This window comes from Nocardia arthritidis NBRC 100137, assembly GCF_001612765.1.
GTDB lineage: Bacteria > Actinomycetota > Actinomycetes > Mycobacteriales > Mycobacteriaceae > Nocardia > Nocardia arthritidis.
Genome location: NZ_BDBB01000007.1, coordinates 45,365 through 71,626, shown reverse-complemented (window position 1 = coordinate 71,626; position 26,262 = coordinate 45,365). Strand labels below are relative to the sequence as shown.

At 68.4% G+C, this 26,262-nt stretch carries 27 protein-coding genes; 13 read left to right on the top strand and 14 right to left on the bottom strand.

Annotated features, from left to right (window positions below):
* Nucleotides 1-58: 58 nt before the first annotated feature.
* On the top strand, nt 59-511 hold the full coding sequence (locus NA8_RS07005; protein WP_174550054.1) for a MarR family winged helix-turn-helix transcriptional regulator: 453 nt from the start codon (nt 59-61) through the stop codon (nt 509-511).
* A 147-nt stretch (nt 512-658) separates the two neighbouring features.
* On the opposite strand, the gene NA8_RS07000 is transcribed toward NA8_RS07005, so the two are convergent.
* A complete protein-coding gene (locus NA8_RS07000; RefSeq protein ID WP_218019414.1) occupies nt 659-1,777 on the bottom strand; it encodes an MFS transporter in 1,119 nt (372 codons plus the stop codon).
* 100 nt (nt 1,778-1,877) lie between these two features.
* On the opposite strand from NA8_RS07000, the gene NA8_RS06995 reads away from it, so the two are divergent.
* From NA8_RS06995 to NA8_RS06980, 4 genes are all read left to right on the top strand, one after another.
* On the top strand, nt 1,878-2,198 hold the full coding sequence (locus NA8_RS06995; RefSeq protein WP_218019413.1) for an ArsR/SmtB family transcription factor: 321 nt from the start codon (nt 1,878-1,880) through the stop codon (nt 2,196-2,198).
* A gap of 222 nt (nt 2,199-2,420) precedes the next feature.
* Entirely contained in the window at nt 2,421-3,245 is an 825-nt protein-coding gene (locus tag NA8_RS06990) for an HAD-IIA family hydrolase (RefSeq protein ID WP_063049529.1), read from the top strand.
* A 307-nt stretch (nt 3,246-3,552) separates the two neighbouring features.
* Nucleotides 3,553-4,185, top strand: a complete 633-nt coding sequence (locus tag NA8_RS06985; RefSeq protein ID WP_245663697.1) for a TetR/AcrR family transcriptional regulator — start codon at nt 3,553-3,555, stop codon at nt 4,183-4,185.
* 48 nt (nt 4,186-4,233) lie between these two features.
* A complete protein-coding gene (locus NA8_RS06980; RefSeq protein ID WP_063049527.1) occupies nt 4,234-5,091 on the top strand; it encodes an alpha/beta hydrolase family protein in 858 nt (285 codons plus the stop codon).
* 73 nt (nt 5,092-5,164) lie between these two features.
* Here the strand turns inward: NA8_RS06980 and NA8_RS06975 are convergent, their stop codons facing one another.
* Nucleotides 5,165-7,219 carry a prolyl oligopeptidase family serine peptidase gene (locus NA8_RS06975; protein WP_063049526.1) on the bottom strand — a complete coding sequence of 685 codons (2,055 nt, stop codon included), beginning with the start codon at nt 7,217-7,219 and terminating at the stop codon, nt 5,165-5,167.
* Nucleotides 7,220-7,251: 32 nt separating this feature from the next.
* Nucleotides 7,252-7,794: an AMIN-like domain-containing (lipo)protein gene (locus NA8_RS06970; protein WP_063049525.1), complete on the bottom strand. Its 543-nt coding sequence runs from the start codon at nt 7,792-7,794 to the stop codon at nt 7,252-7,254.
* Between the two features lie 221 nt (nt 7,795-8,015).
* On the opposite strand from NA8_RS06970, the gene NA8_RS06965 reads away from it, so the two are divergent.
* The 4 genes from NA8_RS06965 (at nt 8,016) to NA8_RS06950 (ending at nt 11,994) form a co-directional block, all read left to right on the top strand.
* Nucleotides 8,016-8,990 (top strand): dipeptidase, encoded by a 975-nt coding sequence (locus tag NA8_RS06965; RefSeq protein ID WP_063049524.1) that lies wholly within the window; start codon nt 8,016-8,018, stop codon nt 8,988-8,990.
* A gap of 337 nt (nt 8,991-9,327) precedes the next feature.
* Nucleotides 9,328-10,731 carry a dihydrolipoyl dehydrogenase gene (lpdA, locus tag NA8_RS06960; protein WP_063049523.1) on the top strand — a complete coding sequence of 468 codons (1,404 nt, stop codon included), beginning with the start codon at nt 9,328-9,330 and terminating at the stop codon, nt 10,729-10,731.
* Between the two features lie 5 nt (nt 10,732-10,736).
* On the top strand, nt 10,737-11,165 hold the full coding sequence (locus tag NA8_RS06955; protein WP_157106564.1) for a hypothetical protein: 429 nt from the start codon (nt 10,737-10,739) through the stop codon (nt 11,163-11,165).
* Between the two features lie 121 nt (nt 11,166-11,286).
* Nucleotides 11,287-11,994 carry a polysaccharide deacetylase family protein gene (locus NA8_RS06950; protein WP_063049521.1) on the top strand — a complete coding sequence of 236 codons (708 nt, stop codon included), beginning with the start codon at nt 11,287-11,289 and terminating at the stop codon, nt 11,992-11,994.
* Between the two features lie 304 nt (nt 11,995-12,298).
* On the opposite strand, the gene NA8_RS06945 is transcribed toward NA8_RS06950, so the two are convergent.
* A complete protein-coding gene (locus tag NA8_RS06945; RefSeq protein ID WP_063049520.1) occupies nt 12,299-12,727 on the bottom strand; it encodes a PPOX class F420-dependent oxidoreductase in 429 nt (142 codons plus the stop codon).
* Nucleotides 12,728-12,774: 47 nt separating this feature from the next.
* On the bottom strand, nt 12,775-13,173 hold the full coding sequence (locus NA8_RS06940) for a winged helix-turn-helix transcriptional regulator (protein ID WP_063049519.1): 399 nt from the start codon (nt 13,171-13,173) through the stop codon (nt 12,775-12,777).
* Between the two features lie 96 nt (nt 13,174-13,269).
* Here NA8_RS06940 and NA8_RS06935 point away from each other — a divergent pair, with 96 nt between their 5' ends.
* Nucleotides 13,270-14,118 carry an SDR family oxidoreductase gene (locus NA8_RS06935; protein WP_063049518.1) on the top strand — a complete coding sequence of 283 codons (849 nt, stop codon included), beginning with the start codon at nt 13,270-13,272 and terminating at the stop codon, nt 14,116-14,118.
* A gap of 135 nt (nt 14,119-14,253) precedes the next feature.
* Here the strand turns inward: NA8_RS06935 and NA8_RS06930 are convergent, their stop codons facing one another.
* Complete coding sequence (locus tag NA8_RS06930; protein ID WP_063049517.1) at nt 14,254-14,631, bottom strand: VOC family protein; 378 nt, start codon at nt 14,629-14,631, stop codon at nt 14,254-14,256.
* A 120-nt stretch (nt 14,632-14,751) separates the two neighbouring features.
* On the opposite strand from NA8_RS06930, the gene NA8_RS06925 reads away from it, so the two are divergent.
* Nucleotides 14,752-15,534, top strand: a complete 783-nt coding sequence (locus tag NA8_RS06925; protein WP_063049671.1) for a TetR/AcrR family transcriptional regulator — start codon at nt 14,752-14,754, stop codon at nt 15,532-15,534.
* Here the strand turns inward: NA8_RS06925 and NA8_RS06920 are convergent.
* Nucleotides 15,531-16,064, bottom strand: coding sequence for a carboxymuconolactone decarboxylase family protein (locus tag NA8_RS06920; RefSeq protein ID WP_084466593.1), 534 nt, complete (start codon nt 16,062-16,064; stop codon nt 15,531-15,533). The genes NA8_RS06925 and NA8_RS06920 overlap by 4 nt on opposite strands.
* Before the next feature lie 227 nt (nt 16,065-16,291).
* Between NA8_RS06920 and NA8_RS06915 the strand changes: the two genes are divergently transcribed.
* On the top strand, nt 16,292-17,164 hold the full coding sequence (locus NA8_RS06915; protein ID WP_063049516.1) for a hypothetical protein: 873 nt from the start codon (nt 16,292-16,294) through the stop codon (nt 17,162-17,164).
* 4 nt (nt 17,165-17,168) lie between these two features.
* Here NA8_RS06915 and NA8_RS06910 read toward each other — a convergent pair whose 3' ends face one another.
* The 6 genes from NA8_RS06910 to urtA all read right to left on the bottom strand — a co-directional run bounded on the left by NA8_RS06910 (nt 17,169) and on the right by urtA (nt 22,901).
* Complete coding sequence (locus NA8_RS06910) at nt 17,169-17,870, bottom strand: GntR family transcriptional regulator (RefSeq protein ID WP_063049515.1); 702 nt, start codon at nt 17,868-17,870, stop codon at nt 17,169-17,171.
* 5 nt (nt 17,871-17,875) lie between these two features.
* Nucleotides 17,876-18,568: an urea ABC transporter ATP-binding subunit UrtE gene (gene urtE / locus NA8_RS06905; protein ID WP_063049514.1), complete on the bottom strand. Its 693-nt coding sequence runs from the start codon at nt 18,566-18,568 to the stop codon at nt 17,876-17,878.
* Nucleotides 18,561-19,415, bottom strand: a complete 855-nt coding sequence (urtD, locus tag NA8_RS06900; RefSeq protein WP_063049513.1) for an urea ABC transporter ATP-binding protein UrtD — start codon at nt 19,413-19,415, stop codon at nt 18,561-18,563. The genes urtE and urtD overlap by 8 nt, the downstream gene beginning before the upstream one ends.
* On the bottom strand, nt 19,412-20,557 hold the full coding sequence (urtC, locus tag NA8_RS06895; protein WP_063049512.1) for an urea ABC transporter permease subunit UrtC: 1,146 nt from the start codon (nt 20,555-20,557) through the stop codon (nt 19,412-19,414). Before urtC ends, urtD begins: the two co-directional genes overlap by 4 nt.
* On the bottom strand, nt 20,554-21,438 hold the full coding sequence (urtB, locus tag NA8_RS06890; protein WP_063049511.1) for an urea ABC transporter permease subunit UrtB: 885 nt from the start codon (nt 21,436-21,438) through the stop codon (nt 20,554-20,556). Before urtB ends, urtC begins: the two co-directional genes overlap by 4 nt.
* 188 nt (nt 21,439-21,626) lie before the next feature.
* Nucleotides 21,627-22,901 carry an urea ABC transporter substrate-binding protein gene (gene urtA, locus NA8_RS06885; protein WP_063049510.1) on the bottom strand — a complete coding sequence of 425 codons (1,275 nt, stop codon included), beginning with the start codon at nt 22,899-22,901 and terminating at the stop codon, nt 21,627-21,629.
* Between the two features lie 374 nt (nt 22,902-23,275).
* On the opposite strand from urtA, the gene NA8_RS06880 reads away from it, so the two are divergent.
* Complete coding sequence (locus NA8_RS06880) at nt 23,276-25,105, top strand: acyl-CoA dehydrogenase (RefSeq protein WP_063049509.1); 1,830 nt, start codon at nt 23,276-23,278, stop codon at nt 25,103-25,105.
* Between the two features lie 308 nt (nt 25,106-25,413).
* Here the strand turns inward: NA8_RS06880 and NA8_RS06875 are convergent, their stop codons facing one another.
* Nucleotides 25,414-26,259, bottom strand: coding sequence for a TetR/AcrR family transcriptional regulator (locus NA8_RS06875; RefSeq protein WP_245663696.1), 846 nt, complete (start codon nt 26,257-26,259; stop codon nt 25,414-25,416).
* Nucleotides 26,260-26,262 lie beyond the last annotated feature (3 nt).

Sequence of the window (26,262 nt, the reverse complement as noted above, 5' to 3'; positions counted from 1 at the left end):
TTAGAACTCTAATGATCGTCAAGGCAGGAACGATGAGTTGTGCGGATACCATGCGCTTATGACGTCCTTGCCCGCCGCCGAACGGATCGGTTCGTACCTCAAACGTGCCGAGCAGTCCCTCAACACGGCCAAGAACGCCGCGTTGAAGCCGGCGGGCGTCACCGTGCCGCAGTACGCCGCACTGCTGTTCCTCGCGGAGAATCCCGGCATCTCGGCCGCCGCCCTCGCCCGGCTCTGCGGGGTCACCCCGCCCTCGATGAACACCGTCCTGAGCAACCTGCAGGACCGCGGCCTCATCGAGCGCACGCCGCATCCGTGGCACAAGAACGTCCTGGAGACCACGCTGACCGAGAAGGGCGCGGCGGTGATGCGCGACGCGGACGCCCGCGCGGTCCGCGTCGAACGCGCGTTGGCCGAGGAGTTCACCGACGACGAACGGGCTACCCTGCGGGAGTTGCTGACTCGATGCGCGGACCGGCTGGACTCGATTCGCCCCGATCCGGCCGATTAGCCGCCACCGGCCGGTCCGGGTCGGGTGGGGCTGCTCGGACCGGCCGTCGGTCGCCCGGTTCGGCGGCCGCTTGCCGGTGATCTCGGGTGGGAACCGTAAGTCGATCGCAGGCGGCGCGACTGGTGGTCGCGCCGCTTGTGGATCGGGTCAGGCGGGAATCGGAGTCTTGGTGGGCGACTCGGCCCTCTGGAACGCCAGCGCCAGCGCCAGGCAGGCGATGAGCGTGGAGGTCCACGGCAGCCACTCGCTACCGGAGGAATCCAGCACCGCCGCGCCGATGATCGACCCGATGCCGGCGCCGAGGTAGATGGCCGATCCGTTCAGGCCGAGAGCGACGGTGGGCGCGTCGTGGGCGATGCCGAACAGGCGATGCTGCTGCGGGACCAGGATCGCCGCACCGAACAACCCGGTGACGGCGAGCACGACGAACACCGCCCACGCGGCGTCGACGGCCACGCCGAGCAGGGCCAGACCGGCCAGTGCGCCGAGCAGCCCCACCGTCAGCGTGCGCTGCGGGCCGTACCGGTCGACCGCGCGCCCGGCCTGCGCGTTGCCGATCACCTGGCCGATGCCCATGGCCAGCAGCAACCAGGCGAGCATGCTCTGCGGCACCGAGGCCGCGACCACCACCGGCAGGTAGACGACGGTGGTGTAGACCGCGGTGATCTGCGTGGTCGTCACGATCAGCACGCGCAGCACCGGCGGACGGGTCAGCACGCCGATCCGGGCACGCAGGCCGGTGCTCGGCAGCGTCACCCTGGGCAGCAGGAGGACCAGCGCCGCCGCGACGGCTCCGCCGACCGCGATTCCCCACAGCACGCCGCGCCAGCCGATCCAGCGCTCGGCGAAGATGCCGATCGGCACGCCCGCGACGCTGGAGAGCGTGATGCCCGCGGTCACGATGGACAGCGCCCGCCCCCGGTGGGCGTCATCGGCGACCACGCCCGCGACGGCGAACGCGTTGGCCTGGAAGGCCGCCGCTCCGATGGCCGCCACCACGCGCGCCGCCGCCATGACGCCGAAGCTCTCCGCGGCGGCCTGCCCGATCATGCCGAGCACGAAAAGCGCGGCGCCGCCGCCGAGTAACCCGCGGCGATCCCAGGACCCGGTCGCGGCGGCGATCAGGGGCGAGGCGATGGCGTAGGTCCAGGCGAACATCGTGGTCAGCTGGCCCGCGGTGGACACCGAGACGTGCAGGTCGGCGGCGATCAGCGGGAGTAGGCCGCTGAGCACGAAGCCGTCGGTGCCGAGCACGAAAGTGCCCACGGCGAGCGGTAGGAGCGATCGATAAAGATTGTTCGATGATTGTCGAAGCATCATAGGATGAGAGTGGGATATGATTCGATTGTTGTCAAATGATCGGAGAATGGAGATGCGCCCGCTGCCGCAGCCGAGTACCGCCGACATCGACCTGGTCCGGGTGCTCAGCGCCCTCGCCGACCCGGTCCGGCTCGAACTGGTGCGCGCGCTCGCGGGCGAGCGCGAACCGCTGAGCTGCAATGTCCGGGAGTTCGACGTGGAGATCACGGCGGCGACCGCCTCGCATCACTGGAAAGTACTGCGGGACGCGGGCATCACGACGACCTTCGTCTCCGGCCGCAATCGGCTGGTCGAATTACGGCGAGACGATCTGGAGCAGCGCTTCCCCGGTTTGCTGGACGCGGTCATCGCCGGCGCCCAGCGCTGAACCGGCCGCCGGGCGCGGCCTCGGGCCGCGCACGAAGGTCACGACAAACTTCGCCGCCGTGGACATTCCGAGCGTAGGCCGCCTCCGCGGCAAGCCCCCGGCGCAGCGAGCCGTCCGTCACCGCGATCGTCGCGCTGCCCGCGAACGCCTGACTGTGCAAATGTTCGAGGACATCGCCCCGGCCGTCGTGCCCGCCGGGCGGCCCGGTCGTACGCTGAAGCCATGCCTGATCGCGGTCGGATCCGAGGCGTGCTCTACGACATCGACGGCGTCCTGGTGACCTCCTGGCAGGAGATCGAGGGCGCCGCCGCCGCGGTGCGCCGGATCGGCGAGAGCGGACTGCGCCGCGCCTTCCTGACCAACACCACCTCGCGCACCTGCGCCGAGATCGCACAGCGCCTGTGCGACACGGGCATCGAGGTCGACCGGGCCGAGATCGTCACCGCCGCAAGGCTCACCGCCGAGTTCGTGCGCGGACGCTACCCCGATGCCGCCGTCTGGGTGCTCAACCACGGCGACGTCACGGCGGATCTCACCGGCATGACGCTCGACGACGATCATCCGGACGTGGTCGTGATCGGCGGAGCGGGACCGGAATTCGATCACGCCGCGCTGAGCCGGGTGGTGGAACTGATGCTGGACGGTGTGCCCGTCGTCGCCATGCACAGCGGACTGACGTGGGCGACAGCGGAAGGGCTCCGCGTCGACGCGGGCGCCTACCTGCCCGGTCTGGAGGCGGCGGGCAACGCGCGCATCGAGGTGGTCGGCAAGCCCGCCGCGGCCGGCTTCCGGACCGCCGCGGCGCTGATGCGGCTGGACCCTTCGGAGGTCCTGATGATCGGTGACGATCTGTATTCGGATGTGCTCGCGGCGCAGGACGCCGGGTTGACGGGGGTTCTGGTACGCACCGGTAAATTCCGTCCCGGCGTACTGGCGTCGGCCGACCGGGCGCCCGATCACGTCATCGATTCCGTGGCCGCGCTGCCGGAATTACTGGCCGGGTCGGGCGAGTCGGGCGAACTTGCCGTAACCGACGAATCGGAATGAAACAAAAAATTCTACAGTTTCCCTCTAAAATTGCCCGCAAACGCGACGCCGCTAGGTATCGTCTGTTCCGGCAAATGGCCAGTGACAAGGAATGTCTCACGGACAGATCGGAGTTGCCGGATGCTCGATTCGCTGATGAGCGTGCTTGTGCGCAAACTACTATGGTCGCCGGGCTTCGGCTCGGCGACCGATCAATGAGGTAGCAACTGCTCAGCCAACTTTCGGCTAACGCGATGTAGGCCGCAGGTTGTAACGAAGGGCCCGATCGATGACGATGAGTTCGGGCCCTTCTGTATTGTCTGCCCCAATGTCACAGGATGCGAATACGGGTCGAATGTATGCCGGGCAACCCGTGGAGGACCGGCAGCGTCAGCGGCGTGCGCGTTTTCTGGAGTCAGGCCTGACGGTTTTCGCGCGGGACGGCTACGCCAACAGTTCGGTCGGCGCCATCTGTAAGGACGCCGGCCTGTCCTCGCGACAGTTCTACGAGGAGTTCACCGGTCGCGAGTCCCTGCTCCTAGACCTGTACGAACAGATCGATCGGCAGTCGCGCGATGCCGTGAAGAAGGCGTTGGACGCGAAGTCCGGCGCCAAGTCGCTGGACGTCATCGATGCCGCGGTTCGCGCGTACGTCGAATCCATCGGATCCGATCCGCGCAAGGCGCGCGTCGCCTTGGTCGAAGTGGTCGGCGCGGGCCCGAAGGTGGAGAAGTTCCGTCTCGCGGTGCGCCGGGAGTGGGGTTCGCTGCTGGCCGGCGCCGCCGAAGACGCCGCGCTGCACGGCGAGATACCCGCGGGCGACTACGAGATGCGGATGCTCGCCATCATCGGCGCCGTGAACTACGTGGTGGACTCGTGGAGCGGTGCGGAGCCGCGTCCGCCGCTCGACGACGTGATCCGGGTGCTGAGCAGAGTGATCATCGGCGCGGTCCGCGCATAGCGTCCCGGCCTGCGGGACCAGGAGCGACGAGCGCGGTAGCGTGCGAGGATGCAGACAGTTCCGATCCAGATGCCGGACGGCACCACGGTTCCGGTGCGGTTGATCCCCGCCGGTGGCGTGCACCGCCACCCGGTCACCCCGGACGCGCCGCGTCCGGTGCTGGTGATCGTGCCCGGACTCGGTGTTCCGGGGGGTTACTACGAACTGTTCGCCTCGAGCCTGGCGGCGCGCGGGTTCGACGTGGCCATCGGTGAGCTGCGCGGCAACGGCGACAGCAGGCCGAAGCCGAGTTCCGCCAGCACCTTCGGCTACCACGAGCTGGTCTCGGTGGACTTCCCGGCGATCTTCGAGGTGGTCCGCGAACAGTTCCCGGACAGCACGCCGTACCTGCTCGGCCACAGCATGGGCGGCCAGCTCGGCGTCATGTACGCCGCGCGCATCCGCGGCAGGCTCGGCGGGCTCATCCTGGTCGCGTCCGGCACGCCGTATTACCGTGGCTATCGCGGACTTTCGGGCCCGGGCATGCTGGTCGGCACCGCGGCGATCTCGCTGACGGCCAACTTGGCGGGCTTCTGGCCCGGCGACCGGGTCTCGATGGGTTTCGGCCGCCAGTCCAAAGTGCTGATCTCCGACTGGGCACGGCTCGCGCGCACCGGCCGGTTCGTCCCGGTCGGCGCGGACATCGACTACGAGGAGCGCATCGCGCGGCTGCGGCTTCCGGTGCTGTCCATCACGATGACCGGCGACGACCTCACCCCGCCCAGCTCCGCCGAGCATCTGCTGGAGAAGCTGCCCAACGCCGAGGTGACGCGCTGGCGACAGCCGGAACCGCTGGGCCACAACGGCTGGATCCGGCAGTGCGCGGGCACCGTCGACCAGATCGAGAAGTGGCTGCGCGACCGCTGAACACACCTCCGCCTCCGCCTTCGCCGCGGCCGTGCGCGGGCCGAGCACGGACCGCGTCCGGCCCGGCCATTCGTCAGGCGCGTCGCTCGATCAGCATCTGGGTGAAGAACTCGTAGATCAGCGTCGCCTGGAAAGCCGACTGCTTGTTGTCGGCGGCGCCGCCGTGGCCACCCTCGATGTTCTCGTGGTACCAGAACTCGTGGCCCTGCTCCTCCAGCAGCGCGGCCATCTTGCGGGCGTGGCCGGGATGCACCCGGTCGTCCCTGGTCGAGGTGGTGAGCAGGATCGGCGGGTAGGCGCGGTCGGCGCGAACGTTCTGGTAGGGCGAGTACTTGGCGATGTACTCCCATTCCTCCGGCTTGTCGGGGTCGCCGTACTCGGCCATCCACGAGGCGCCCGCCAGCAGCAGGTGGTAGCGCTTCATGTCCAGCAGCGGCACCTGGCAGACGATCGCGCCGAACAATTCGGGGTAGCGGGTGAGCATCACGCCCATGAGCAGTCCGCCGTTGCTGCCGCCGACCGCGCCGAGCTGATCCGCGGTGGTGATCCCGCGCCCGACGAGGTCTTTCGCGATCGAGGAGAAGTCCTCGTACACCTTGTGCCGGTTGGCTTTCTGCACCGAGGTGTGCCATTGCGGCCCGTACTCGCCACCGCCGCGGATGTTCGTCATCACCCAGGTTCCGCCGCGCTCCAGCCAGCCCATCCCCGAGGCGCCGCTGTAACCCGGAGTGCGCGACACTTCGAAACCGCCGTAGCCGGACATCACCGTCGGCCCAGGCTGGTCCTTGCGGTCGCGATGGCGGATCACGAAGTACGGCACCGGCGTGCCGTCATCGGACGTGGCGAAGAACTGCTCGGTCTCCACGCCGTCGGCGTCGAAGAATCCGGGCTCCTGCTTGAGGCGCTCGGTGCGCCCGCCGACCGCACTGGCCAGCAGCGTGGCCGGAGTGGTGAACCCGCTGGTGCTGAGCATGAACTCGTCGCCGCCCTCCAGCGGGTCGAGATTCAGCACGCTGGTGGTGGCCATCGGCGGGGTGTCGGTCAGTGGCTCGCGACGCCAGCCGTCCGTCCCCGGCGTGAGCACGTGGAGCTTGGTCTGCACGTCCTCGAGCGTGACCAGCAGCAGGTGATTCTCGGTCCAGCCGTAGCCGTGCAGCGCGGTGTGCGCGTCCGGGGTGAAGAGGACCTCGAAATCCCGTGCGCCGGCCAGGAACTTCTCGAAGTCGGCGGCCAGCAGCGCACCCGCGGGATAGCTCGCGCCGCCCACCTCCCACGGCGACTTCAACCACACCAGCAGCCAGTCCTTGTACCAGGATTCCGTGGCGTCGCTGGGGATGTCGAGATGCCGCAGCGTGCCGTCGTCCGCCAGCAGGTACACCTCTTCGTTGAAGAAGTCGGTGGCGCGGCCGACGTAGTGCCGTTCGTAACCCGGTGTGCGATCGTAGCCCGCCGAGACCGCGACATCGCCGGTCTCGCCCTCGAAAACGGTGGCCGCCTCCTCCAGAGCGGTGCCGCGCCGCCAGCGTTTCGCGATCCGCGGATACCCCGAATCGGTCAGCGAGCCGGGGCCGAAGTCGGTGCCCACGTACACCGTGTCGATATCGATCCAGCGGATCTCCGACTTCGCCTCGGGCAGGAAGAAGCCGCCGTCGGCGGGGTCGAGGAACACCCGTCGCACGAGGTCGAATTCGCGGACCACCTTCGCGTCCGCGCCGCCGCGCGACAGGCTGATCAGCGCGCGGGACTGTTCCGGGCGCAGCACGGCGGCCGCGCCCCACACCCAGTTCTCGTCCTCGGCGGCGGCCAGCGCGTCGAGATCGATCAGCACGTCCCAGTCCGGCGAGTCCTCGGCGTACTCGGCGAACGTGGTGCGCCGCCAGAGGCCGCGCGGGTGCTCGGCGTCACGCCAGAAGTTGTAGAGCCAGGGGCCGCGGCGAGATGGGTAGGCGATCTTCGTATCGGTGTCGAGCATGTCGAGGATGCGCCGCTCCAGCTCGCGGAAGCGATCGGAGTCGGCGAACCGGGCGTGCGCGACGGCGTTGTGCGCGCGTGCCCAGTCCAGGGGCCGCTCGCCGGTCACTTCTTCCAGCCAGAGATAGGGGTCGGTCACATTCTCAACACCGCTCATCCCCACATTGTGGCCGAGCCGCCCGGCGCGGGTTACCAGGAGTGCGCTACGTCGACCACGATGCGCGATCCGCTGCCCGGTCCGTCGAGGGTGTAGGTCTGGAACGGCAGCCGGGCGCGCGTGCCGAGACCGACCGTGGTCTGGCCCTCGAAAGAGCCGGCCCAGGCCACCTGACGGAAGGTCCGGTAGCCCCGCACGTCGGTGAGCTCGGCCCGGTTCGCAGGGTTGTAGGTGGGGGTGAACGAGTCGTCGTAGGCGGGGGCGTTGACGGTGATGCTCAGATACGCCTCGCCGCGCAGCGCGACGGGAGCGCCGGAGCCGTCCATGGTCACCCGCTCGACGTAGCCGACGTGGTAACCCGTCACGGGCCCGGCGACGTCGAACACCAAACGGTCGAAGCAGTCGTGCCGCCCGGCGCGGACTCCGGTCAGCGCCGCGGGCGTGCGGGCTTGGCTCGTCTTGGGCATCGAACCCCAACCGGACGCACACGCCGGGGCGGCGGAGGCCGGAGCGGGCGCGGTCCAGAGACCGGCGACGGTCAGCAAGGAGAAGAAAAGGGGAAGCAAGCGACGCATGGTCGCACCGCCTTCGGGGCACGGGGGATTGATGTACTACGTGCATCGGTCGAGGTGAGCGCGCTGTTACCGTCGATCGCAGCGAAAAGTGTTGGCGAACGGGACAACTCGACCATCGCGGCCGGATGGCGGCGGCTCGCCGTTCGCTGCGGGCCGATGCTCGCTCGGCGCGGACAGTAGGATCGCTGCCGGCGAGGCCGATCCGAACAGGAGGTTCGAGGTTGCCACCGTTTCTCTGGGAGCAGCACTGCTGCCTGCCGCTCTCGTCCGCCGCGCGCATCGGCGACCTCGCGCGCTACCCGTCCGGATCGTACTTGTCGGTGAACGTCGGTTACTCCCGGCAGTCGACCGCGGACTCGCTGGCGTTGCTGGACCGATTCCGCCGGGAGGCGTCGGCGGACGGCCGTTTTCGTCTGGTTCGCGGCATCGATGACATCGGGGCGCCCGGCGCCATCGCGCTCGCGTTCGATCTGGAGGATTCCGGCCCGCTGGGCGGCGACCTGGACAACGTCGGGCGGTTCTACGACCTCGGCGTGCGGTCGTTGCTGCCCACCTACAACCACGCCAACGCCGCGGGCTGCGGATGCCTGGACCCCGAGGACACCGGACTCACCAGGTACGGCCGCGATCTCGTCCGCGCGCTCAACGAGGTCGGTATGTTCGCCGACGGCTCGCATTGTTCCCGGCGCACCGGGCTGGGAGTGGCCGAGTCGAGCGTCGTCCCGATGATCTACAGCCACTCGAACTTCGCCGCCCTGTGGGACCACCCGCGCAACATCACCGACGAGCAGGCGCGGGCCTGCGCAGCGACCGGCGGCGTGATCGGAATCAACGGCGTCGGAATCTTCCTGGGCCGCAACGCCGCCGACGAACGCGCCGAGCGGATCGCGGCGATGGCGCGGCACATCGAATACGGCGCCGAGCTGGTCGGCATCGAGCACATCGGAATCGGCTCCGACTACTCCTTCGACGCCGAGGACTTCAACGCCGAACTGGCGAGCAATCCGGACGCTTTCTCCGAGGCATACACCACCTGGGGCGCGCTGCAATGGGTGCCGCCGGAGGATCTGACCGGGGCCGCCGACGTACCCGGCCTCGACGAGGTGCTGGCCGGTCGTGGTTTCACCACAGCGGACCGGGCAGCGGTCTTCGGCGAGAACTTCCGCCGCGTCGCCCGCCAGGTCTGGCGAACCTGACCCTCAGCGGCTTGCCCGCCTGGGCGTGACCCCCGCTAGGGCACATCACGGAGAGGTCTACTCGCGTTCTGCCGCAGCCAGGTGCCACTCACGGATGCCCGAGGACGGGCGGGCCGGCCGGGCCAGGTGGCGCGACGTGGTTCCGGCGAGTGGATCAGGGGACGTTCGCGCCGGGGTGCCGGGATCGGCTCGACACGGCTGCTCGGGCGGCATGCTAACCCGGCGACACCACCGGATTCTTCCCGATCACGGAAAGTTTGCGGGTGGGTGTGGCCCACGCCTCACCAGGGTGGGGGATGGGTGGGTGAACATACCGCTGCGGAGTTAGGCTCGGTTCGTGACTTCCCACTACGATGTCGTCGTTCTCGGTGCTGGTCCCGGCGGATACGTCGCCGCGATCCGCGCCGCTCAACTCGGCCTGCGAACAGCGATCGTCGAGCAGAAATACTGGGGCGGTGTGTGCCTGAACGTCGGCTGCATCCCGTCCAAGGCGCTCCTGCGAAACGCCGAACTTGCCCACATCTTCACCAAGGAGGCGAAGACCTTCGGCATCTCCGGCGAGGTGAACTTCGACTTCGGGGTCGCCTTCGACCGCAGCCGCAAGGTCGCCGACGGCCGGGTCAAGGGCGTTCACTTCCTGATGAAGAAGAACAAGATCGACGAGTTCGACGGTAAGGGCACCTTCACCGGCCCGAACTCGCTCTCGGTCGAGCTCTCCAAGGGCGGCACCGAGGCGATCACGTTCGACAACGCGATCATCGCGGCGGGCACCGTCACCAAGCTGCTGCCCGGCACCAAGCTCAGCGCGAACGTGGTCACCTACGAGGAGCAGATCCTCACCCGTGACCTGCCCGGCTCGATCCTCATCGTGGGCGCGGGCGCGATCGGCATGGAGTTCGGCTACGTCTTGAAGAACTACGGCGTCGACGTGCGCATTGTCGAGTTCCTCGACCGCGCGCTGCCGAACGAGGACGCGGACGTCTCCAAGGAGATCACCAAGCAGTACAAGAAGCTCGGCATCACCATCACCACCGGTGCGGCCGTGCAGTCCATCGAGGACGACGGCGCCAAGGTCACCGTCTCGATCAAGGACAACAAGTCCGGCTCGGTCGAGACCGTCACCGTCGACAAGGTGCTGCAGGCCGTCGGCTTCGCACCGCGTGTCGACGGCTACGGCTTGGAGACCACCGGCGTGGTGGTCACCGACCGCGGCGCGATCGGGATCGACGACTACATGCGCACCAACGTGCCGCACATCTACGCGATCGGCGACGTCACCGCCAAGCTGCAACTCGCGCACGTCGCGGAGGCTATGGGCGTGGTCGCGGCGGAGACCATCGCGGGCGCGGAGACCGTCCCCCTCGGCGACTACCGGATGATGCCGCGCGCCACCTTCTGCCAGCCGCAGGTCGCCAGCTTCGGCCTGACCGAACAGCAGGCCCGGGACGAGGGCTACGACGTGAAGGTCGCGACCTTCCCGTTCACCGCCAACGGCAAGGCGCACGGCCTCGGCGACCCGACCGGTTTCGTCAAGCTCGTAGCCGACGCCAAGTACGGCGAGCTGCTCGGCGGGCACCTCATCGGCCCGGACGTCTCCGAGCTGCTGCCCGAGCTCACCCTCGCGCAGAAGTGGGACCTGACGATCAACGAGCTGACCCGGAACGTGCACACCCACCCGACACTCAGCGAGGCCCTCCAGGAAGCCTTCCACGGCCTGGCCGGCCACATGATCAACTTCTGATTCGCGTGTCGTCCTCGAACGGCCCGGCCCGGGCGGTCATGCCCCGGACCGGGCCATTCGCGCGGTTGCTGCTCGGCGCCGTGCTCGGCTGTGTCACGCTGGCGATCATCTTCGCGGACACCGGCTTTCACCGGTTCGAGGCGATGCAGCGCATAGCGCAGCCGGAGCACGTCGAGTATCCCGAGGACACCGCCACCCATTACGTCGGCCTCGTGCGGACACGCAGCTGGCTGCTCGGCCGTCACCGGACCTACGAGGTGTACACGGGCCGGTTCCCCGATCTGACCTACGGACATTTCGTCGAGATCGCCATCACCGACGTCGAGCGTCCGGTCCTGCGGGAGGCGGACTGGCGGCCGGAAGGCGTGCACATCCGATTCGAATCGGGTCACGAGTTGTTCGTCCCCGCGAAGGCATTCCTCGGCGGACGCTGAGCGGGGATCGTCCGTTCCGTCTCGCGAGCGGCGAGCATCTTTGCTTCTCGGGCAAGGGTTTCCGCGTCGGTAAGGACTTCGGGAGTCGGCGTCGGCGCCGGTGGTCTGCTATACAGCGTGCATGCTTCGCAGGTGGTTGATCGGAAGTGTGCCGGTGCTCGTCGTGGTGGTGCTGCTGGGGACGGGCACCTTCTACCTGATGAACGCGCGCACCTTCCAGTTGGCCGGTCACGTGGTCAGCAGGGTGGACACCGACGCGCGGGTGGTCGCGCTGACGTTGGACGACGGGCCGTCCGATCGTGCCCCCGAAGTGCTCGAAGTCCTTGCCGCCGCGCGAATTCCGGCCACGTTCTACCTGAACGGGCGTGATCTCGCCGCGCACCCCGAGCACGGTAGGGCGATCGCCGCGGCGGGCCACGAGATCGGCAACCACACCTATTCGCACCGGCGGATGGTCTTCGTCACTCCGGGCACGGTCCGGGACGAAGTGGAGCGCACGGACACCGAGATCACGAAAACCGGTTACGCGGGCCCGATCACCTTCCGGCCGCCCTACGGCAAGAAGTTGTGGGCGCTGCCGCACTATCTCGCCGAGCACGGCCGGGTCACCGTGACGTGGGACGTCGAGCCCGATTCGGGCCGGGCGGGCGTCACCGCCGACGACATCGTCGCCGAGACGCTCGGTAAGGTCCGTCCCGGTTCGATCGTCCTGTTGCACGTCATGTACGGGAACGCCGAGGCGTCGATCGCCGCCATCCCCCGCATCGTCGCCGAATTACGCTCCGCCGGTTATCAATTCGTCACCGTCTCCGACCTGATGTCCCGCTGATTCGACCGGTGTGCCGAGCCGGTCGAGCAGTCGCGTGGCACGCGGCAGCCGGACGGCGGCGCGCGGCGGCAAGGGCCTACCGGACGGCCGCAGCGCCCGCTGTGTGGCAATCACTGCGTGCGGAGTTCGCCGGCCGCGACCAGGTCGGCGAAAGCAGCGCCCCGGCGCCCGGGCGCCATCGTGTGGGGTGCTCCATGCACCTGCGCCACCGCGCATGCGGTTGCTGCGAAGAAGAATCGCGCGTAGTCGCGGGGCACGCAATGGCAGGGTGTCGACGCAGACGTTGCCGACCCTGGCCGGTCCGCTAACCGGCGGCCGGGAGCATGCCGTAGGCGTGGGTGGGGGTGAACAGGACCAGGGCGCGGCGGTCGGTGACCATCGCGGCGCGGTACTCGTCCCAGTCGGGGTGTTCCCCGTTGGCGGTGCGGTAGTAGTCGACGAGCGCGTCGACGGTGGGGTCGCCGGGCTCGGCGGCGACCGCAGTGAGTTCCACCGAGCCTTCGAGCACGGCGTAGGCGAAGAAATCCTCGCGGGTCACGTGCAGCGCCGCCCATGGATCGCGCACGAGATTGTGATACTTCGCGCGGTCGGCGGTGATGGAGATGCGGATCCGGCCGTCGTCGCCGACGACGTGCAGCACGTTGGACAGTTGCGGGCGCCCGTTGCGGCGGATCGTGGTGAGCACGGACCTGCGATGTTCGCGTGCGAAATCGACGGCGGCGGCGAGTTCCATGTCCGTGTAACCCGCGGCGCGGAGAGTCTCTTCCCTGCCGCGCCCGGTCAGTCGCGGTGGTAGGCCGCCTGCGCCTCGCGCACGCGGGGCATGTTGGTCTCCAGCACCTGGATCAGCGATTCCAGGTGTGCGGCGACCTCGGCGCCCAGTTCGGTGAGGGTGTATTCGACGCGCGGCGGAATCGTCTCCTGTACCTCGCGATGCACCATGCCGTCGCGTTCCAGCGCTTGCAGGGTCTGCGACAACATGCGTTCGCTCACGCCGTCGACCCGCCGCCGCAGGGCGCTGAACCGGTACGGGCCTTCACGCAGCGCGACCAGCGCCAGGGTGCCCCAGCGACTGGCCACGGTCTGCAAAACCGGCCGTGAGGCGCAGTTGCGCGCGAAGACGTCGGCTTCCAGCGTCGGGTCGCCGGCCTCTGCCGAGCCGGTGTGCTGGGTCGTCATAACCGCCATCGTACCCAACTTGACCGCAGTGGGTGCGGAATGCATAGTACTTATGAATAGTTAGTACATGCAATCCGTACAATTCTGGAGGTAGTCATGACCATCGCCGTAACCGGAGCGAGCGGGCAGCTGGGCCGACTCGTGGTGGAGGAGTTGTCGCGCGCGGGATCAACTCCCGTCGCGATCGTGCGTGATCCCGGGAAGGTGGCCGAACTGGCCGAACGCGGCGTGGACGTCCGCTTGGCCGCCTACGACGACCCGGCCGCGCTGGAGCGTGCCCTCCACGGCGTCGAGCGGGTGCTGCTCATCTCGGGCAACGAGTTCGGCGCGCGAGTAGCGCAGCACACCAATGTCATTCGCGCGGCCGAACGCGCGGGCGTGGAACTGCTCGCCTACACCAGCATTCCGGGCGCTACCGACAACCCGCTGATCCTCGCGCAGGAACACAAGAGCACCGAAGCGGTGCTCGCCGAATCGGCCGTGCCGCACGTCCTGCTGCGCAACGGCTGGTACTGGGAGAACTACGTGGGCGGTCTCGCGCACGCGGTGGAGTCGGGCGTACTGCACGGCGCCGCGGGCGAGGGGCGCGTGGCGGGCGCGGCGCGCGCCGACTACGCCGAAGCGGCCGCCCGGGTGCTCACCACCGACGGTCACGCGGGCCGGGTATACGAACTCGGCGGTGGCGAAAGCCTCACCTACAACGAACTGGCGCAGGCGATTTCGGAAGCCGCAGGCAAGCCGGTGCGCTACGAGAACCTGCCGGAGGCGGACTACGCCGCCGCGCTGATCCAGGCCGGGTTGCCGCAGGCCTACGCCGAGGCGCTCGCCGACGCCGACGCGGGCATCGCCGGTGGCATCCTCGACGTGCGCTCCGGGGACCTGGAAAAACTGCTCGGCCGACCGGCTACCCGGGCTGTCGAGGTCTTCCGTGCGGCGCTGGGCTGACACCGATCGGCTGCGCGTAGGGCCAGCGCCTCGCGGCGGTCGCGGTCGGGAGTGGCGGTGCGACAACGCCATCGCGAATCGAGACGGCCCACTTCCGGCGCAGTTGCCCGCGTAGCGGCAATCGAAGCCTGCGTCCTACACCCACTGCACCAGCTGGATGATGATCCCGTTCGGATCGCTCATCTGGAAGTACCGCTCGCCCCACTCCTCGGTTTCGATGGGCGTCACGATCGGCACCCCCTCGTCTCGCAGCCGGGCGTATTCGGCATCGATGTCGTCGACGACGAAGACGACCAGCAGCCCGTCGCCCGCACTGCCCGCCTTGCTCTTCGGCTTGAAACTCGCCAGTCCGGTGCGCAAGTAGATGACGTTCAGGCCGGCGTCGCCACGGTCGAGTGAGACGAACCCGTCGGCCGACACCTTCTCCTCGAAGCCGAGGTGGTCGATGAGGAATTTCGCCGAGGCGGCCGGGTCGGGGACGTTGAGTGAGACGGCGGAAGCGGTGATGTTCATGAGCTCTCCTCGGCGGCAAAAGTCCGTACTAAGTACACTGTACTTTGTAGAGTGTTTTGGTGCATTATGAGTTGGGTCACACCGATACCATCGGTGTTCCAGGTGGTCGAGGAGGCAGCGGTGGGACAGCCGAGGGAACGCAGCGGCGCGGGCGACCCGGTTCGCACGCTGGAGCTGCTATGGCGGATCCCGCCGGAATCGGGCGTCGGCCGGGGCCCGAAGCAGCGCAGCAGCGTCGAGGCGGTGATCGCCGCCGCGATCGAGATCGCCGATGCAGAGGGGATCGGAGCGCTCACGATGCGCGCGGTCGCCAACCGGCTCGGCCTGACCCCCATGGCCACCTACACCTACGTGCCGGGCAAAGCCGAGCTGATCGACTTGATGCTGGATACGGTGTACGCGCGGATGGAGCGCGCGGACCTCACCGGTCTGCCCTGGCGCGAGCGGGTCGTCCGGATCGCGGCCGAGAACCACGCCATGCTGGCCCGCCATCCGTGGGTGGCGTATCTGCCGACCACCCGGCCGCCACTCGGACCTGGCCTCGCCGCCAAGTACGACCACGAGCTGAGGGCCTTCGCGGACCTCGGACTCGACGACGTCGCGATGGACGCCGCGCTGACGTTCGTGCTCGGGTTCGTCACCTCCGTCGCCCGTATCGCCATCGACAGCGCGCGGGCGGCGGCGGACAGCGCGCTGTCCGACGGGCAGTGGTGGGAACGGGCCGCGCCCGTGCTGGCGCAGGTGTTCGACGCGGAGCGCTACCCGCTCGCCGCCCGCGTCGGCACGGCCGCGGGCCAGGCGCACGACGCCGCCTACAGCGCCGACCATGCCTACGAGTTCGGGCTGACGCTGGTGCTCGACGGCCTGGCGCGCCGCATCGAGGGGCCGCCCGCGGGGGCCTAGACGCCGTCGCGCTGGATGCGCAGGGCGGCGATCGTCACGGCCAGGCCGTCGTATTGGTTGATCAGCAGCACGATTTCGATGAGGCTGCGCTCGTCGTAGTGCTTGGCGAGCTCGGCCCATGTGTCGTCGTCGAGGTCGCGCGTCTCGACCAACCGGTCCACCGCGGCCAGCAGCGCGCGGTGCTTGTCCGACCAACCTGCCGCTTCGGGGCCCTTGCGCAGCCGATCGAGGATTTCGGTCGTCACCCCCGCGCGGCGACCGAGCCGGATGTGATGATCCATCTCGTATTCGCAGCCGCGCAGATGCGCGACCCGGATGATCACCAGCTCCGACTCGTGGCGCGGTAGCCGCCCGCCCGGCATGAGTTTGCCCGAGTAGTGCAGCCAGCCGCGGAACAGTCCGCGGGTGCGGCCGAGGGTGCTGAACAAGTGGGCGTCACCGGTGCCCGCGGCGCGGGAAAGCACCTGCCAGACAACCCAGTTGAGCGGGCCGAGTTCCCGCAGCCGTCCGGGCGAGATGCGTGGTTGCAGCGCTGAAACCATCGTGGTTGCCACCTCCGCGTGGTCTGTGCGGCCGGCGTCGGTGCCGACCGAGAAAAAGCCTACTCGGCAGTATCCCGCGCAACGCCCGCCATTCTTTTGCTTTCGGAGTGGTTTTCGGCCGGGTACCCCGTCATCATCAGTACCGGTGCGGGTCACCGCGGCCGCAGTGAGTTGGCGCGGCGTCAGGTGTGGACAACAGGTCGGCAGGGGAACAGATGCTGGTGAGGATCAGGCCCGGAGCGGAGCTTTCCGGCGCCGAGCGGGAATTCGTCGCGTGCCTTCGGTCGTATCCGACCACCGGTTTCGCCGTGATCGATCTCGAGGCGGACAACCGGCGCGTCGACGCGGTGGTGTGCACCCCGCGGGGCCTGACCGTGCTCGAGGTGCACGGATTCCAGCGCAGGCAGAGCGGCATTCTGAGCACACCGGCCGAAGGGCCGTGGAAGATCAGCGACGCGCCGGTGGAACTGGACGACCCGGAATCCGGGAGCCCCGCCGAGCGCGTGGAACACGGCATCTACGCGGTCAAGCACATGCTCCAGCGGGCGCTGCAGGACCCGGGGCACATCAGCGGCGCCGTGGTGCTCGTCCCGTTCCGCGGTGCCGTGGTGCGTCCGGCGCGCACGAATCTGCGCCCGGGGTTGGACGTGGTGGTCGGCAACGTCACCGACGCGACCGAGCTGCGCATCTACCTGGAGGGATTCTCCGCGGGTCCGCGCGACTGGACCGCGGACCGGGTGATCGGCGCGTGCGGTGCGCTCGGGCTGGCGGAGATCGCACCGACCCGTGCGGAACTTCTCGAAGCGGGCTTCGAGGAGAACGCGCCGGAACCGGTCACGACCGTTCCGCGCACACCGAAACCGCGAGTCGAGCCGAAGCCCGGCGCCGCGACGAAGAGCCAGGCCTATGCGGGCTGGTCGGTCGTCGTGATCGCCGTGGTCGGGGTCCTGTTCGTGCTCGGCGTGATCGCCACCGCGCTGGCGCACGACTCGGCGCAACCGATTCCGGCGACCGGTACGACGAGCCCGACTCCCTCGCCGCCGTCGCACCGGCCCGCCGAATGCTTCCCCTTCCAGCAGAACTGCTGATCCCTCAATCCCGCACGGCGCGGCCCAGTTTGGTCAGGCGCAGTGCGTGCTGCGCGCGGGCCAGCACGTGCGTTCGGGAGGTGTCGATATGGGCGGTGAGGGTCTGCGCCGCCGCGTCCACCGCACCGGACACCAGGAGTTCGGCGACCGCGATGTGCTCGGCGGTCATGGTGGCGATCCGCTGCGGAGTCGGCATGTCCAGCGTGCGCACCGGGCGCACCCGGATGTGCACGGCGGTGAGCGCCTCGGCGAGTGCGGCGTTGCCCGCGGCGGCGAGCAAGCTGGTGTGGAACCGTTCGTCGGCGGCCACCAGCGCCGGTCCAGGTTCGGGCGGGTCGTCGCGCAGCGCACGCCAGGCGTCGAGTTCCGCGCGCACGAGATCCAGATTGTGCGCGGGCGCCTCACCGGGCGCGCGCACGCGTTGCATGCCCCTGGCTTCCAGCACCAGCCGCAACTCGTAGAGGTGATCGAGTTCGTCGAGCCGGGGCCGGTACGGGTAGAGGCCGTCGGCGAGCCGCTCGACCAGGCCGTCGGCCTGTAACCGGGCCAGCGCCTCGCGCACCGGGGTGCGCGACACCCCGTATGCCTCGGCGAGGCGTTCCTCGCCGAGCCGTTCGGTCGGCACGATCGCTCCGGTGGCCAGATCCCGCCGCAGCGAGTCGTACACCTGCTCGCGCAATGGAATCCGACCCCTGTCGCGGGTCATGGCGCTCAGATCGCCATCGCCGAGCGGACTTCGCTCTCGGCGCCCGCGCCACCCGCGCCCGTGGAGGTCACCCGGCCGGATCGCAGCACGTAGTAACGCTGCGCCGCCTGCAGCGCGAAGCCGATGTGCTGCTCGACCAGCAGCACGCTCAGTCCGCCGCGGCGGGTGAGATCGATGATGGTGCGCTCGATCTCGGCGACCACCGACGGCTGGATGCCCTCGGTCGGCTCGTCCAGGATGAGCAGCTTCGGCTCGGTGATCAGCGCCCGCGCGATGGCCAGTTGCTGGCGCTGGCCGCCGGACAGCAGGCCCGCCTTCCGCGCGAGCAGTTCGCGCAGCGCGGGAAACAGATCGAGTGATTCGTCGATCAGCGCCTTGCCGCGTTTGCGGCCGTCCGCGACCACCTGCAGATTCTCCGCGGTGGTCAGTTGGGGGAAACTCTGCTGTCCCTGCGGCACGTAGGCGATCCCGCGGCGCACCCGCCGCGAGGGCGACAGTTCGGTGATGGTCTCCCCGTCGAACTCGATCCGGCCCGACTTCGTGCCGATCAGGCCGACTGCCGTGCGCAGCAGCGTGGTCTTCCCCGCGCCGTTGTGCCCCATGACGGCGACCACGCTGTCGTCCGGGACGGTCACCGAGACTCCGTGGATGACTTCGGTGCGGCCGTAACCGGAGCGGATATCGGTGAGTTCAAGCATCGCTGTCCCCTTTCCGGGGTGAGTCCGGGCTCGGCGCGGTCGAGGCGTCCTCCAGTTCGGTGCCGACGGCCGCGGCGGTGCCGAGGTAGACCTCCTGGACTTTCGGGTCCGCCTGTACCTGTTCGACGGTCCCCTCGCTGAGCACCTTGCCGCCCGCGAGAACGGTGACCGAGGTGGCGAAGGCGCGCATGAAATCCATGTCGTGCTCGACCACCACGACCACCCGGTCGCCGCCGATGCGGCGCAACAGGTTTCCGGTCTCCTCACGTTCCTCGGCGCTCATGCCGGCCACCGGCTCGTCCAGCAGCAGCACCGACGCGTTCTGCACCAGGAGCATGCCGATCTCGAGCCATTGCTTCTGCCCGTGCGCGAGTACCCCGGCGGGCTCGTCGCGCAGGCCGGTCAGACCGGTGGTCTCCAGCGCCTCCTCGATCGCGGGGAGCACCGATTTGCGGCGGCGCAGCATGGTGAGCGCCGAGCGGCCGGCGCCCGCGGCGATGTCGAGATTTTGCAGCACGCTGAGCTGCTCGAACACGCTCGCGGTCTGGAACGTCCTTCCGACGCCGAGCCGGGCGATCCGGTGCACCTTCTTGCCGAGCAGTTCCACGCCGGTCTTCTGCGCGGACCCGGTCGCCGGGACCAGACCGGTGATCGCGTCGATGAGCGTCGTCTTGCCCGCGCCGTTGGGACCGATGAGGAAGCGCAGATCGCCCTGCAACACCGTCAGATCGACATCGGTGACGGCCTTGAAACCGTCGAAACTCACCGACAGGCCACGGATCTCCAGGTACTCGCTGGACATTCCCGCGTTGCCGCCGAGCTTCGGTTCGTGCGTCGTCTCGGTCATCGCGATTGCACCTTCTCCGTCGCGGGTTGCGGCAGCGCCTCGACCACCACGGCCGCAGGCGGGTCCGCGGGCCGCCGGGACCGGTTGCCCAGCAGACCTTGCAGCAAGGGCCACAATCCGGCGATGCCCGCGGGCACGAAACCGACCACCACGATGAACAGCACGCCTTGCAGGTACGTCCACCCCGAGGGGAACTGCTCGGACAGCGCCGTCTGCGCCCACGCCACGCCGATCGCGCCGAGCACCGGCCCGAGCAAGGTGGTCCGGCCGCCGATCGCGACGCCGATGAGAAACGCGATGGACGGAACGACGCCGATGTCGGCGGGGGAGATGATGCCGACGATCGGAGTGAACAGCGCACCGGCGACGCCGGCGAAGAACGCCGCGACCACGTAGGCGACGATCTTCACGTTCGCCGGGTCGTATCCCAGGAAACGCACCCGCTCCTCCTGGTCGCGCACCGCGACGAGCAACTCGCCGTATCTGCTGTGCATCAGCTGCCGCACCAGCGCGACCACCACCAGCAGCGTGCCCGCCGCGATGAAGAACAGCATCTGCCGGTTGACCGGGTCGGACAGCTTGAACCCGAAGAACGCGCGGAAATCCGACAGACCGGTGAATCCGCCGATGGCCTGCTGGCCGGTCAGCAGGATGGCCAGCGCTGCGGCGAGCGCCTGACTGAGGATGGCGAAATACGCGCCCTTCACGCGGCGCTTGAACACGCCGTAACCGAGCGCCGCCGCGATCAGCGCGGGCAGCACGAGGATGCCGAGCAGCGCCACCGGAGCCGACGCGAACGGCGTCCAGAACGACGGCAGTTCGCGGATGCCCGCGATCTCCATGAACTCCGGCACGTCGTTGCCGAGCCGGGCGGCGTCGGCCATCTGCAGATGCATGGCCATGATGTAGGCGCCGATGCCGAAGAACACGCCCTGCCCGAGGGTGAGCATTCCGCCTCGTCCCCAGGCCAACCCGATGCCCACCGCGACGATCGCGAAGCACAAGAACTTCGCCAGCAGGTTGAGCCGGAAATCGCTGAGCACCGCGGGCGCGACCGCGAACAACAGGACGGCGGCGACGGCGAACCCGGCCAACGCGGTGAGCGAGGAATGCGCGCGCCACCGTTGTACGAGTGTGGTCATGCCAAACTCCTTGTCCGGACGGTGAACAGGCCCTGTGGACGGACCTGCAGGAAGATCACGATGACGACGAAGACGACGACTTTCGCGATGGACGCGGTGGTCGAGTATTCGATGTAGGAATTGAGCAGGCCCAGCGCGAAAGCCGCGATCACCGTGCCCTTGATCTGGCCCAGCCCGCCGATGACCACCACGAGGAACGCATCGATCAAGTAGCTCTGGCCGATGGTCGGGCTGGTCGAGCCGATCAGGGTGAGCGCGACACCGGCCACGCCCGCCAGACCCGAGCCGATGAAGAACGTGCTGATGTCGGTGAAACGGCTGGACACGCCCGAGGTTTCGGCCAGGCCGCGGTTCTGCACGACCGCGCGGATACGGCGGCCCAGCGGAGTCGCCTGGAGCACCGCGGCCAGTGCGATCACCGCGACCACCGCCAAGACGAGGATGAAGATGCGCGTCTTCGGCACCACCGCGCCCAGGATCGTGACGCCGCCGCTGAGCCACTCCGGCGCGATGACGTTCTTGGCGGGGGCGCCGAAGATGTCGCGGGCCAGCTGTTGCAGCACCAGCCCGACGCCGAAGGTGACCAGCAACGTGTCCAGCGGCCGGTCGTACATCCAGCGGATCAGGCCCATCTCCAGCGCGGCGCCGAGCAGGCCCCCGACCAGAAAACCGATCAGCAGGGAGACGACGAGCGAGACGCCCGCCGACGAGATGACCTTCTGCACAACGTAGGTCGTGTAACAACCGGCCATGATGAACTCGCCGTGCGCCATGTTGATCACGCCCATCTGCCCGAAGGTCAGTGAGAGGCCGAGCGCGGCGAGCAAGAGAATCGATCCCAGACTCAGCCCGGTGAAGAGCTGTCCGATCACAACGTCCATGCGAGCTCCTGTGTTCGATTTGCTCGGTCTCGCTTCGCTCGAAACCGGGAGTTGAGCGCTCGGGGGCGCGTCGGGTGCCTTGATGTCCGGTGCTGTCCGCGGCCCCCCTCATTACGCGCTCCGCGTGCTCGCCGCGGCGACTGGGTCGCCGGGCGGGCACCGGTAGCTGGGCCGCGGACAGCCGCGGACTACTTCAGGCCCTTGGCCCAGTCGTAGGACTTCAGGTAGGGGTCCGGCGTCACGGCCTTGCCGGAGTCCCACACGGTGTAGATGAGTCCGTCGGGACGGATCTCGCCGATGCGGGCGGTCTTGGTGATGTGGTGGTTGGAGCCGTCGATGGTGACCAGGCCCTCTGGCGCCTCGAAGCTGACGCCGTCGGCGGCGGCCTGGATGTCCTCCACCTTGAACGACTTCGCCTTCTCGACGGTGTTCTTCCACAGGTAGACCGACGCGTAGGCGGCTTCCATCGGGTCCGAGGTCGGCTTGTCGGCGCCGAAGGCGGCCTTGTAGTCGGCGACGAACTTCTTGTTCACCGGGGTGTCCACGGTCTGGTAGTAGTTCCACGCGGTGAGCTGCCCGGCGATGTGCTGCGCGCCGATGCCCGCGACCTCTTCCTCGGCGATGGACACCGAGATCACCGGCATTTCGGCGGCTTTGAGGCCCGCGTTGCTGTACTCGCGGAAGAACGCGACGTTGGAGTCGCCGTTGAGGGTGTTGAACACCGCGCCCGCCTTGGCCGAGCGGACCTTGTTCACGATGGTGGAGAAGTCGGTGGAGCCGAGCGGGGTGTAGTCCTCGCCCTTGATCTCGATGCCGTTGGCGGCGGCGTACGCCTTGATCTCGCGATTGGCGGTCTGCGGGAAGACGTAGTCGCTGCCGACCAGGTAGAGGGAGGTGATGCCCTTCTGCTTCAGGTAGTCCAGTGCCGGAACGATCTGCTGGTTGGTGGTCGCGCCGGTGTAGAAGATGTTCTTGCTGTCCTCCAGGCCCTCGTACTGGACCGGGTAGTAGAGCAGCGAGTTCAGGCTCTCGAACTTCGGCTTCATGGCCTTGCGGCTCGACGAGGTCCAGCCGCCGAACACCGCGGCGACACAGTCGGAGCTGATCAGCTTCTCCGCCTTCTCCGCGAAGGTCTTCGGGTCCGAGGCGCCGTCCTCGAGCACCAGATCGATCTTCTTGCCGAGCACGCCGCCCGCGGCGTTGATCTGGTCGACGGCCAGCTTGGTCGAGTTGGCGACGGTGACCTCGGAGATGGCCATCGTGCCGGACAGCGAGTGCAGCGAACCGACCTTGATCGTGTCCTTCGAGGTGTCGACGCAGGAGGCGGCGCCGGAGCCGGTGGTCGAGGCGTCGTCCTTGGCGCCGCAGGCGGTCAGCAACAGGCCGGCGAGCGCGACCGCGGTGGGCACCGCCACCGCTCGGACCAACCGCCTGGAGTGATAGGTGGCACGGGAATCTGGCATGGGGCGAACCCTCTCCTCATCAGGTGTTGCCGCGGCGTCGGCAGGGCGCCGCATCGAATACCGCCGTCTTCGCCCCGCTCACGGCTGTAGACGGGGCTGTATACAACGGCTGTATTCGTGATGCGAACGGTAGACAGAACTTGTTGCGCCGGAATATCTCTCGATGACAAGTCCGTTTCGTCTGTTTCGCTCGTGTGAACCTTTCCCGTAACCGGATGGTGAACGGTTGTGAGATCCGGGCAAACCCGCTGGCCGGGGCGGATGTGGCTACGGTTGCGTAGCGTCGCCGCGATGCGGCACGCTTCGATTCGTACGACATCTGAACCGTCCCAAGCCGCGGCGGCGGGCCGCGGACTCGAGTCGAGGAGGACCAGATGGGCCACTACAAGGCGAACTTGCGGGACATCGAGTTCAACCTGTTCGAAGTGCTCGAGCTGGACAAACTCCTCGATACCGGCGCCTACGGCGACCTCGATTCCGACACCGCCCGGGAGATCCTCTCGGAGGTTCGGCGACTGGCCGAGGGGCCGGTGGCGGACTCCTTCGCGGCGGCCGATCGCGATCCGGTGACCTATGACGCGACCACCTTCTCGGTCTCTGTTCCGGAGCCGCTCCGTAGGACCGTCGCCGCGGTGCGCGACGCGGGCTGGAGCAGGCTGGGCATGCCGGAGGGCATGGGCGGTACCCCGGCGCCCGCGGCGCTGGTCTGGGCCGTCGCCGAGATGATCACCTGCGCCAACCCCTCGGCGTCGTTCTTCGCCATGGGGCCGGTCATGGCGTCCGTGCTGTACAACGTCGGCACCGAGCAGCAGCGGCACTGGGCCACGCTCGGCTTCGAGAAGGGCTGGCAGGGCACCATGGTGCTGACCGAGCCCGACGCCGGATCCGACGTCGGCGCGGGACGTACCAAGGCGATCGCGCAAGAAGACGGCTCCTGGCACATCGAGGGCGTCAAGCGGTTCATCTCCGGCGCGGAGGTCGGCGACACCGCCGAGAACGTCTTCCACCTGGTGCTGGCGCGGCCGGAGGGCGCCGGACCGGGTACCAAGGGCCTGTCGCTGTTCTACGTGCCGAAGTTCCTCTTCGACCCCGAGACCTTGGAACTCGGCGAGCGCAACGGCGTGTACGTCACCGGGGTCGAGCACAAGATGGGCCTGAAATCCTCGCCCACCTGCGAGCTGACCTTCGGCGGCCACGGCGTCCCGGCCAAGGGTTGGCTGGTCGGCGACGTGCACAACGGCATCGCGCAGATGTTCCAGGTAATCGAGAACGCGCGCATGATGGTCGGCGTCAAATCCTCCGGCACCTTGTCGACCGGTTATCTCAACGCGCTCGACTACGCCAGAGAACGTGTCCAGGGCGCGGATCTGACTCAGATGACCGACAAGGCCGCGCCCCGCGTGTCCATCACCCGGCATCCGGACGTGCGCCGTTCACTGGCGATGCAGAAGGCGTACGCCGAGGGCCTGCGCGCGGTGTACCTGTACACCGCCGCCCACCAGAACGCCGATGTGGCCCAGCTCGTTTCGGGCGCCGACGCCGATCTGGCGCACCGGGTGGATGATCTGCTGCTGCCGATCGTCAAAGGGGTCGGTTCCGAGCGGGCCTACCAGTACCTGACCGAGTCGTTACAGACCTTGGGCGGTTCCGGATATCTGCAGGACTACCCGGTCGAGCAATACATCCGCGACGCGAAGATCGACTCGCTCTACGAAGGCACCACCGCCATCCAGGCGCAGGACTTCTTCTTCCGCAAGATCATTCGCGACAAAGGTGCGGCGCTCGGTCACGTCAGCGCGCGGATCGCGGCATTCCTCGACGCGAAGACCGGACGGTTCGACACCGAGCGCGACCTGCTGCGCACGGCCGCGGAGGACGTGCAGGCGATGGCCGCCTCGCTCACCGGCTTCCTGATGGCCGCGCAGCAGAAACCCACCGAGCTGTACAAGGTCGGGCTCGGCTCGGTGCGCTTCCTGCTCGCCGTCGGCGACCTGCTCATCGGCTGGCGCCTGCTGGTGCAGGCGGAGATCGCGGCCGCCGCACTGGCCACCGACGCGCCGGAGAAGGATCGCGCCTTCTACGCCGGAAAGGTCGCCGTAGCAAGCTTCTTCGCCAAGAACGTGCTGCCGACTCTTGCCGCGGTGCGCGGGATAATCGCCGCACTCGACGACGACATCATGAACCTGGACGAAGGCGCGTTTTGAGTCCGATTGCCGCGACGTCCTATTGCCGCGACTTCGTCGCGAACGGCGCGTGCTCGGTCTCGCTTCGCTCGAAAGACGTGGTGGCGGTGCGCCGGGCGCTTCGGCCTTCGAGGTCCGGATGAAGTGCGCGCGCCCTGGCGGATGAAGGTCGACTCGACCGGTAGCGAGCGCGGGGCGGATGGTTGTGTGCCGCGTGTGCCGCCTGCTCTCGACCGCGTGCAACGCTGACTATCCGGGTTGATGGTTGCGGTGACAGGTGGTCGGCGGCCGATTCGAGTGACGTTGCCGCGCCACGTGCGGTCGTCGTCTCAGCTCTCGGACTGGGAGAGCAGTTTGAGCACGACCGGGCGGGACAGGGTGCCCGATACCTGTCTGGCGAGCTGGTTGGCGCTCGTGCCTGCGGCGTGGGCGGCCTTCAGGGCGGTGGCGAGTTCGGCGCGGGCGGCTTCGGCGGCGGCTTGGGCGTCGCGGAGTCGCTGGGCCGCGCGGTCCACGTCGAGCTGCTCGGCATTGGTGGTCAATTCGTTGACCAGTTCGAGCTCCGGGAGGTGGGTTTCCTGCTCGCCCGAGGCCGTATCGCGCCGCATCGCCGCCCTGGCGAACTCCATCAGGAACGCGCGGGTGGCGTCCTTGTCCTCCGCGGCGGCCTCGCCGAGCAGCAGTCTGGTGGTCTGCGGGACGGCATGGGTCCAGTTGGCCAGGCCGCACAGGGCCAGCAGCAGGCGGCCCGCGTTCGCGGAGTCCACGTCGAACTGTTCTTGGGCGCGGTCGAATTTGCGCACGTAATGCGCGGCGCGCCAGCCGTCGATGTCGTGCGCGTCGGCGCCGCGGTGCAACGCCTCCCAGAGCATCAGTCGCAGCAGTTGCGGGTTGTCCCGGTGATAGTCGAACAGCTTGCCGACGTAGGCCCCCGGTTCGGTGTCGGCCAGCGGTTGCACCACGTCGATGAACTCGCGCAGCGTGTCGATCAGGATGACGTCGAACAGCTTGTCCTTGCTGCCGAACAGCCCGTAGATGCGCTCCTTGTTGACGCCCGCCGCCTCGGCGATCCGGTCCACCCGCGCGCCGGCCAGCCCGTACTGCGCGAATTCATCGCGGGCGGCGCGCAACAGGGCCTGCTTGGTCGCGTCACTGCGTTTGATCGTGGCCGTCATAAC

What these genes read in the sequence shown, in the direction of transcription:
- urtC (WP_063049512.1), bottom strand. Translation starts at nt 20,557, where the DNA reads ATGACCACACTCGTACAACGGTGGCGCGCGCATTCCTCGCTCACCGCG.
- NA8_RS06985 (WP_245663697.1), top strand. Translation starts at nt 3,553, where the DNA reads ATGTCACAGGATGCGAATACGGGTCGAATGTATGCCGGGCAACCCGTG.
- NA8_RS06935 (WP_063049518.1), top strand. Translation starts at nt 13,270, where the DNA reads ATGACCATCGCCGTAACCGGAGCGAGCGGGCAGCTGGGCCGACTCGTG.
- NA8_RS06880 (WP_063049509.1), top strand. Translation starts at nt 23,276, where the DNA reads ATGGGCCACTACAAGGCGAACTTGCGGGACATCGAGTTCAACCTGTTC.
- NA8_RS06910 (WP_063049515.1), bottom strand. Translation starts at nt 17,870, where the DNA reads ATGACCCGCGACAGGGGTCGGATTCCATTGCGCGAGCAGGTGTACGAC.
- NA8_RS06945 (WP_063049520.1), bottom strand. Translation starts at nt 12,727, where the DNA reads ATGGAACTCGCCGCCGCCGTCGATTTCGCACGCGAACATCGCAGGTCC.
- NA8_RS06940 (WP_063049519.1), bottom strand. Translation starts at nt 13,173, where the DNA reads ATGACGACCCAGCACACCGGCTCGGCAGAGGCCGGCGACCCGACGCTG.
- NA8_RS06975 (WP_063049526.1), bottom strand. Translation starts at nt 7,219, where the DNA reads ATGAGCGGTGTTGAGAATGTGACCGACCCCTATCTCTGGCTGGAAGAA.
- urtB (WP_063049511.1), bottom strand. Translation starts at nt 21,438, where the DNA reads ATGGACGTTGTGATCGGACAGCTCTTCACCGGGCTGAGTCTGGGATCG.
- urtA (WP_063049510.1), bottom strand. Translation starts at nt 22,901, where the DNA reads ATGCCAGATTCCCGTGCCACCTATCACTCCAGGCGGTTGGTCCGAGCG.
- NA8_RS06990 (WP_063049529.1), top strand. Translation starts at nt 2,421, where the DNA reads ATGCCTGATCGCGGTCGGATCCGAGGCGTGCTCTACGACATCGACGGC.
- NA8_RS06950 (WP_063049521.1), top strand. Translation starts at nt 11,287, where the DNA reads ATGCTTCGCAGGTGGTTGATCGGAAGTGTGCCGGTGCTCGTCGTGGTG.
- NA8_RS06970 (WP_063049525.1), bottom strand. Translation starts at nt 7,794, where the DNA reads ATGCGTCGCTTGCTTCCCCTTTTCTTCTCCTTGCTGACCGTCGCCGGT.
- NA8_RS06995 (WP_218019413.1), top strand. Translation starts at nt 1,878, where the DNA reads ATGGAGATGCGCCCGCTGCCGCAGCCGAGTACCGCCGACATCGACCTG.
- urtD (WP_063049513.1), bottom strand. Translation starts at nt 19,415, where the DNA reads ATGACCGAGACGACGCACGAACCGAAGCTCGGCGGCAACGCGGGAATG.
- NA8_RS06875 (WP_245663696.1), bottom strand. Translation starts at nt 26,259, where the DNA reads ATGACGGCCACGATCAAACGCAGTGACGCGACCAAGCAGGCCCTGTTG.
- NA8_RS06930 (WP_063049517.1), bottom strand. Translation starts at nt 14,631, where the DNA reads ATGAACATCACCGCTTCCGCCGTCTCACTCAACGTCCCCGACCCGGCC.
- urtE (WP_063049514.1), bottom strand. Translation starts at nt 18,568, where the DNA reads ATGCTTGAACTCACCGATATCCGCTCCGGTTACGGCCGCACCGAAGTC.
- NA8_RS06915 (WP_063049516.1), top strand. Translation starts at nt 16,292, where the DNA reads ATGCTGGTGAGGATCAGGCCCGGAGCGGAGCTTTCCGGCGCCGAGCGG.
- NA8_RS06980 (WP_063049527.1), top strand. Translation starts at nt 4,234, where the DNA reads ATGCAGACAGTTCCGATCCAGATGCCGGACGGCACCACGGTTCCGGTG.
- NA8_RS07005 (WP_174550054.1), top strand. Translation starts at nt 59, where the DNA reads ATGACGTCCTTGCCCGCCGCCGAACGGATCGGTTCGTACCTCAAACGT.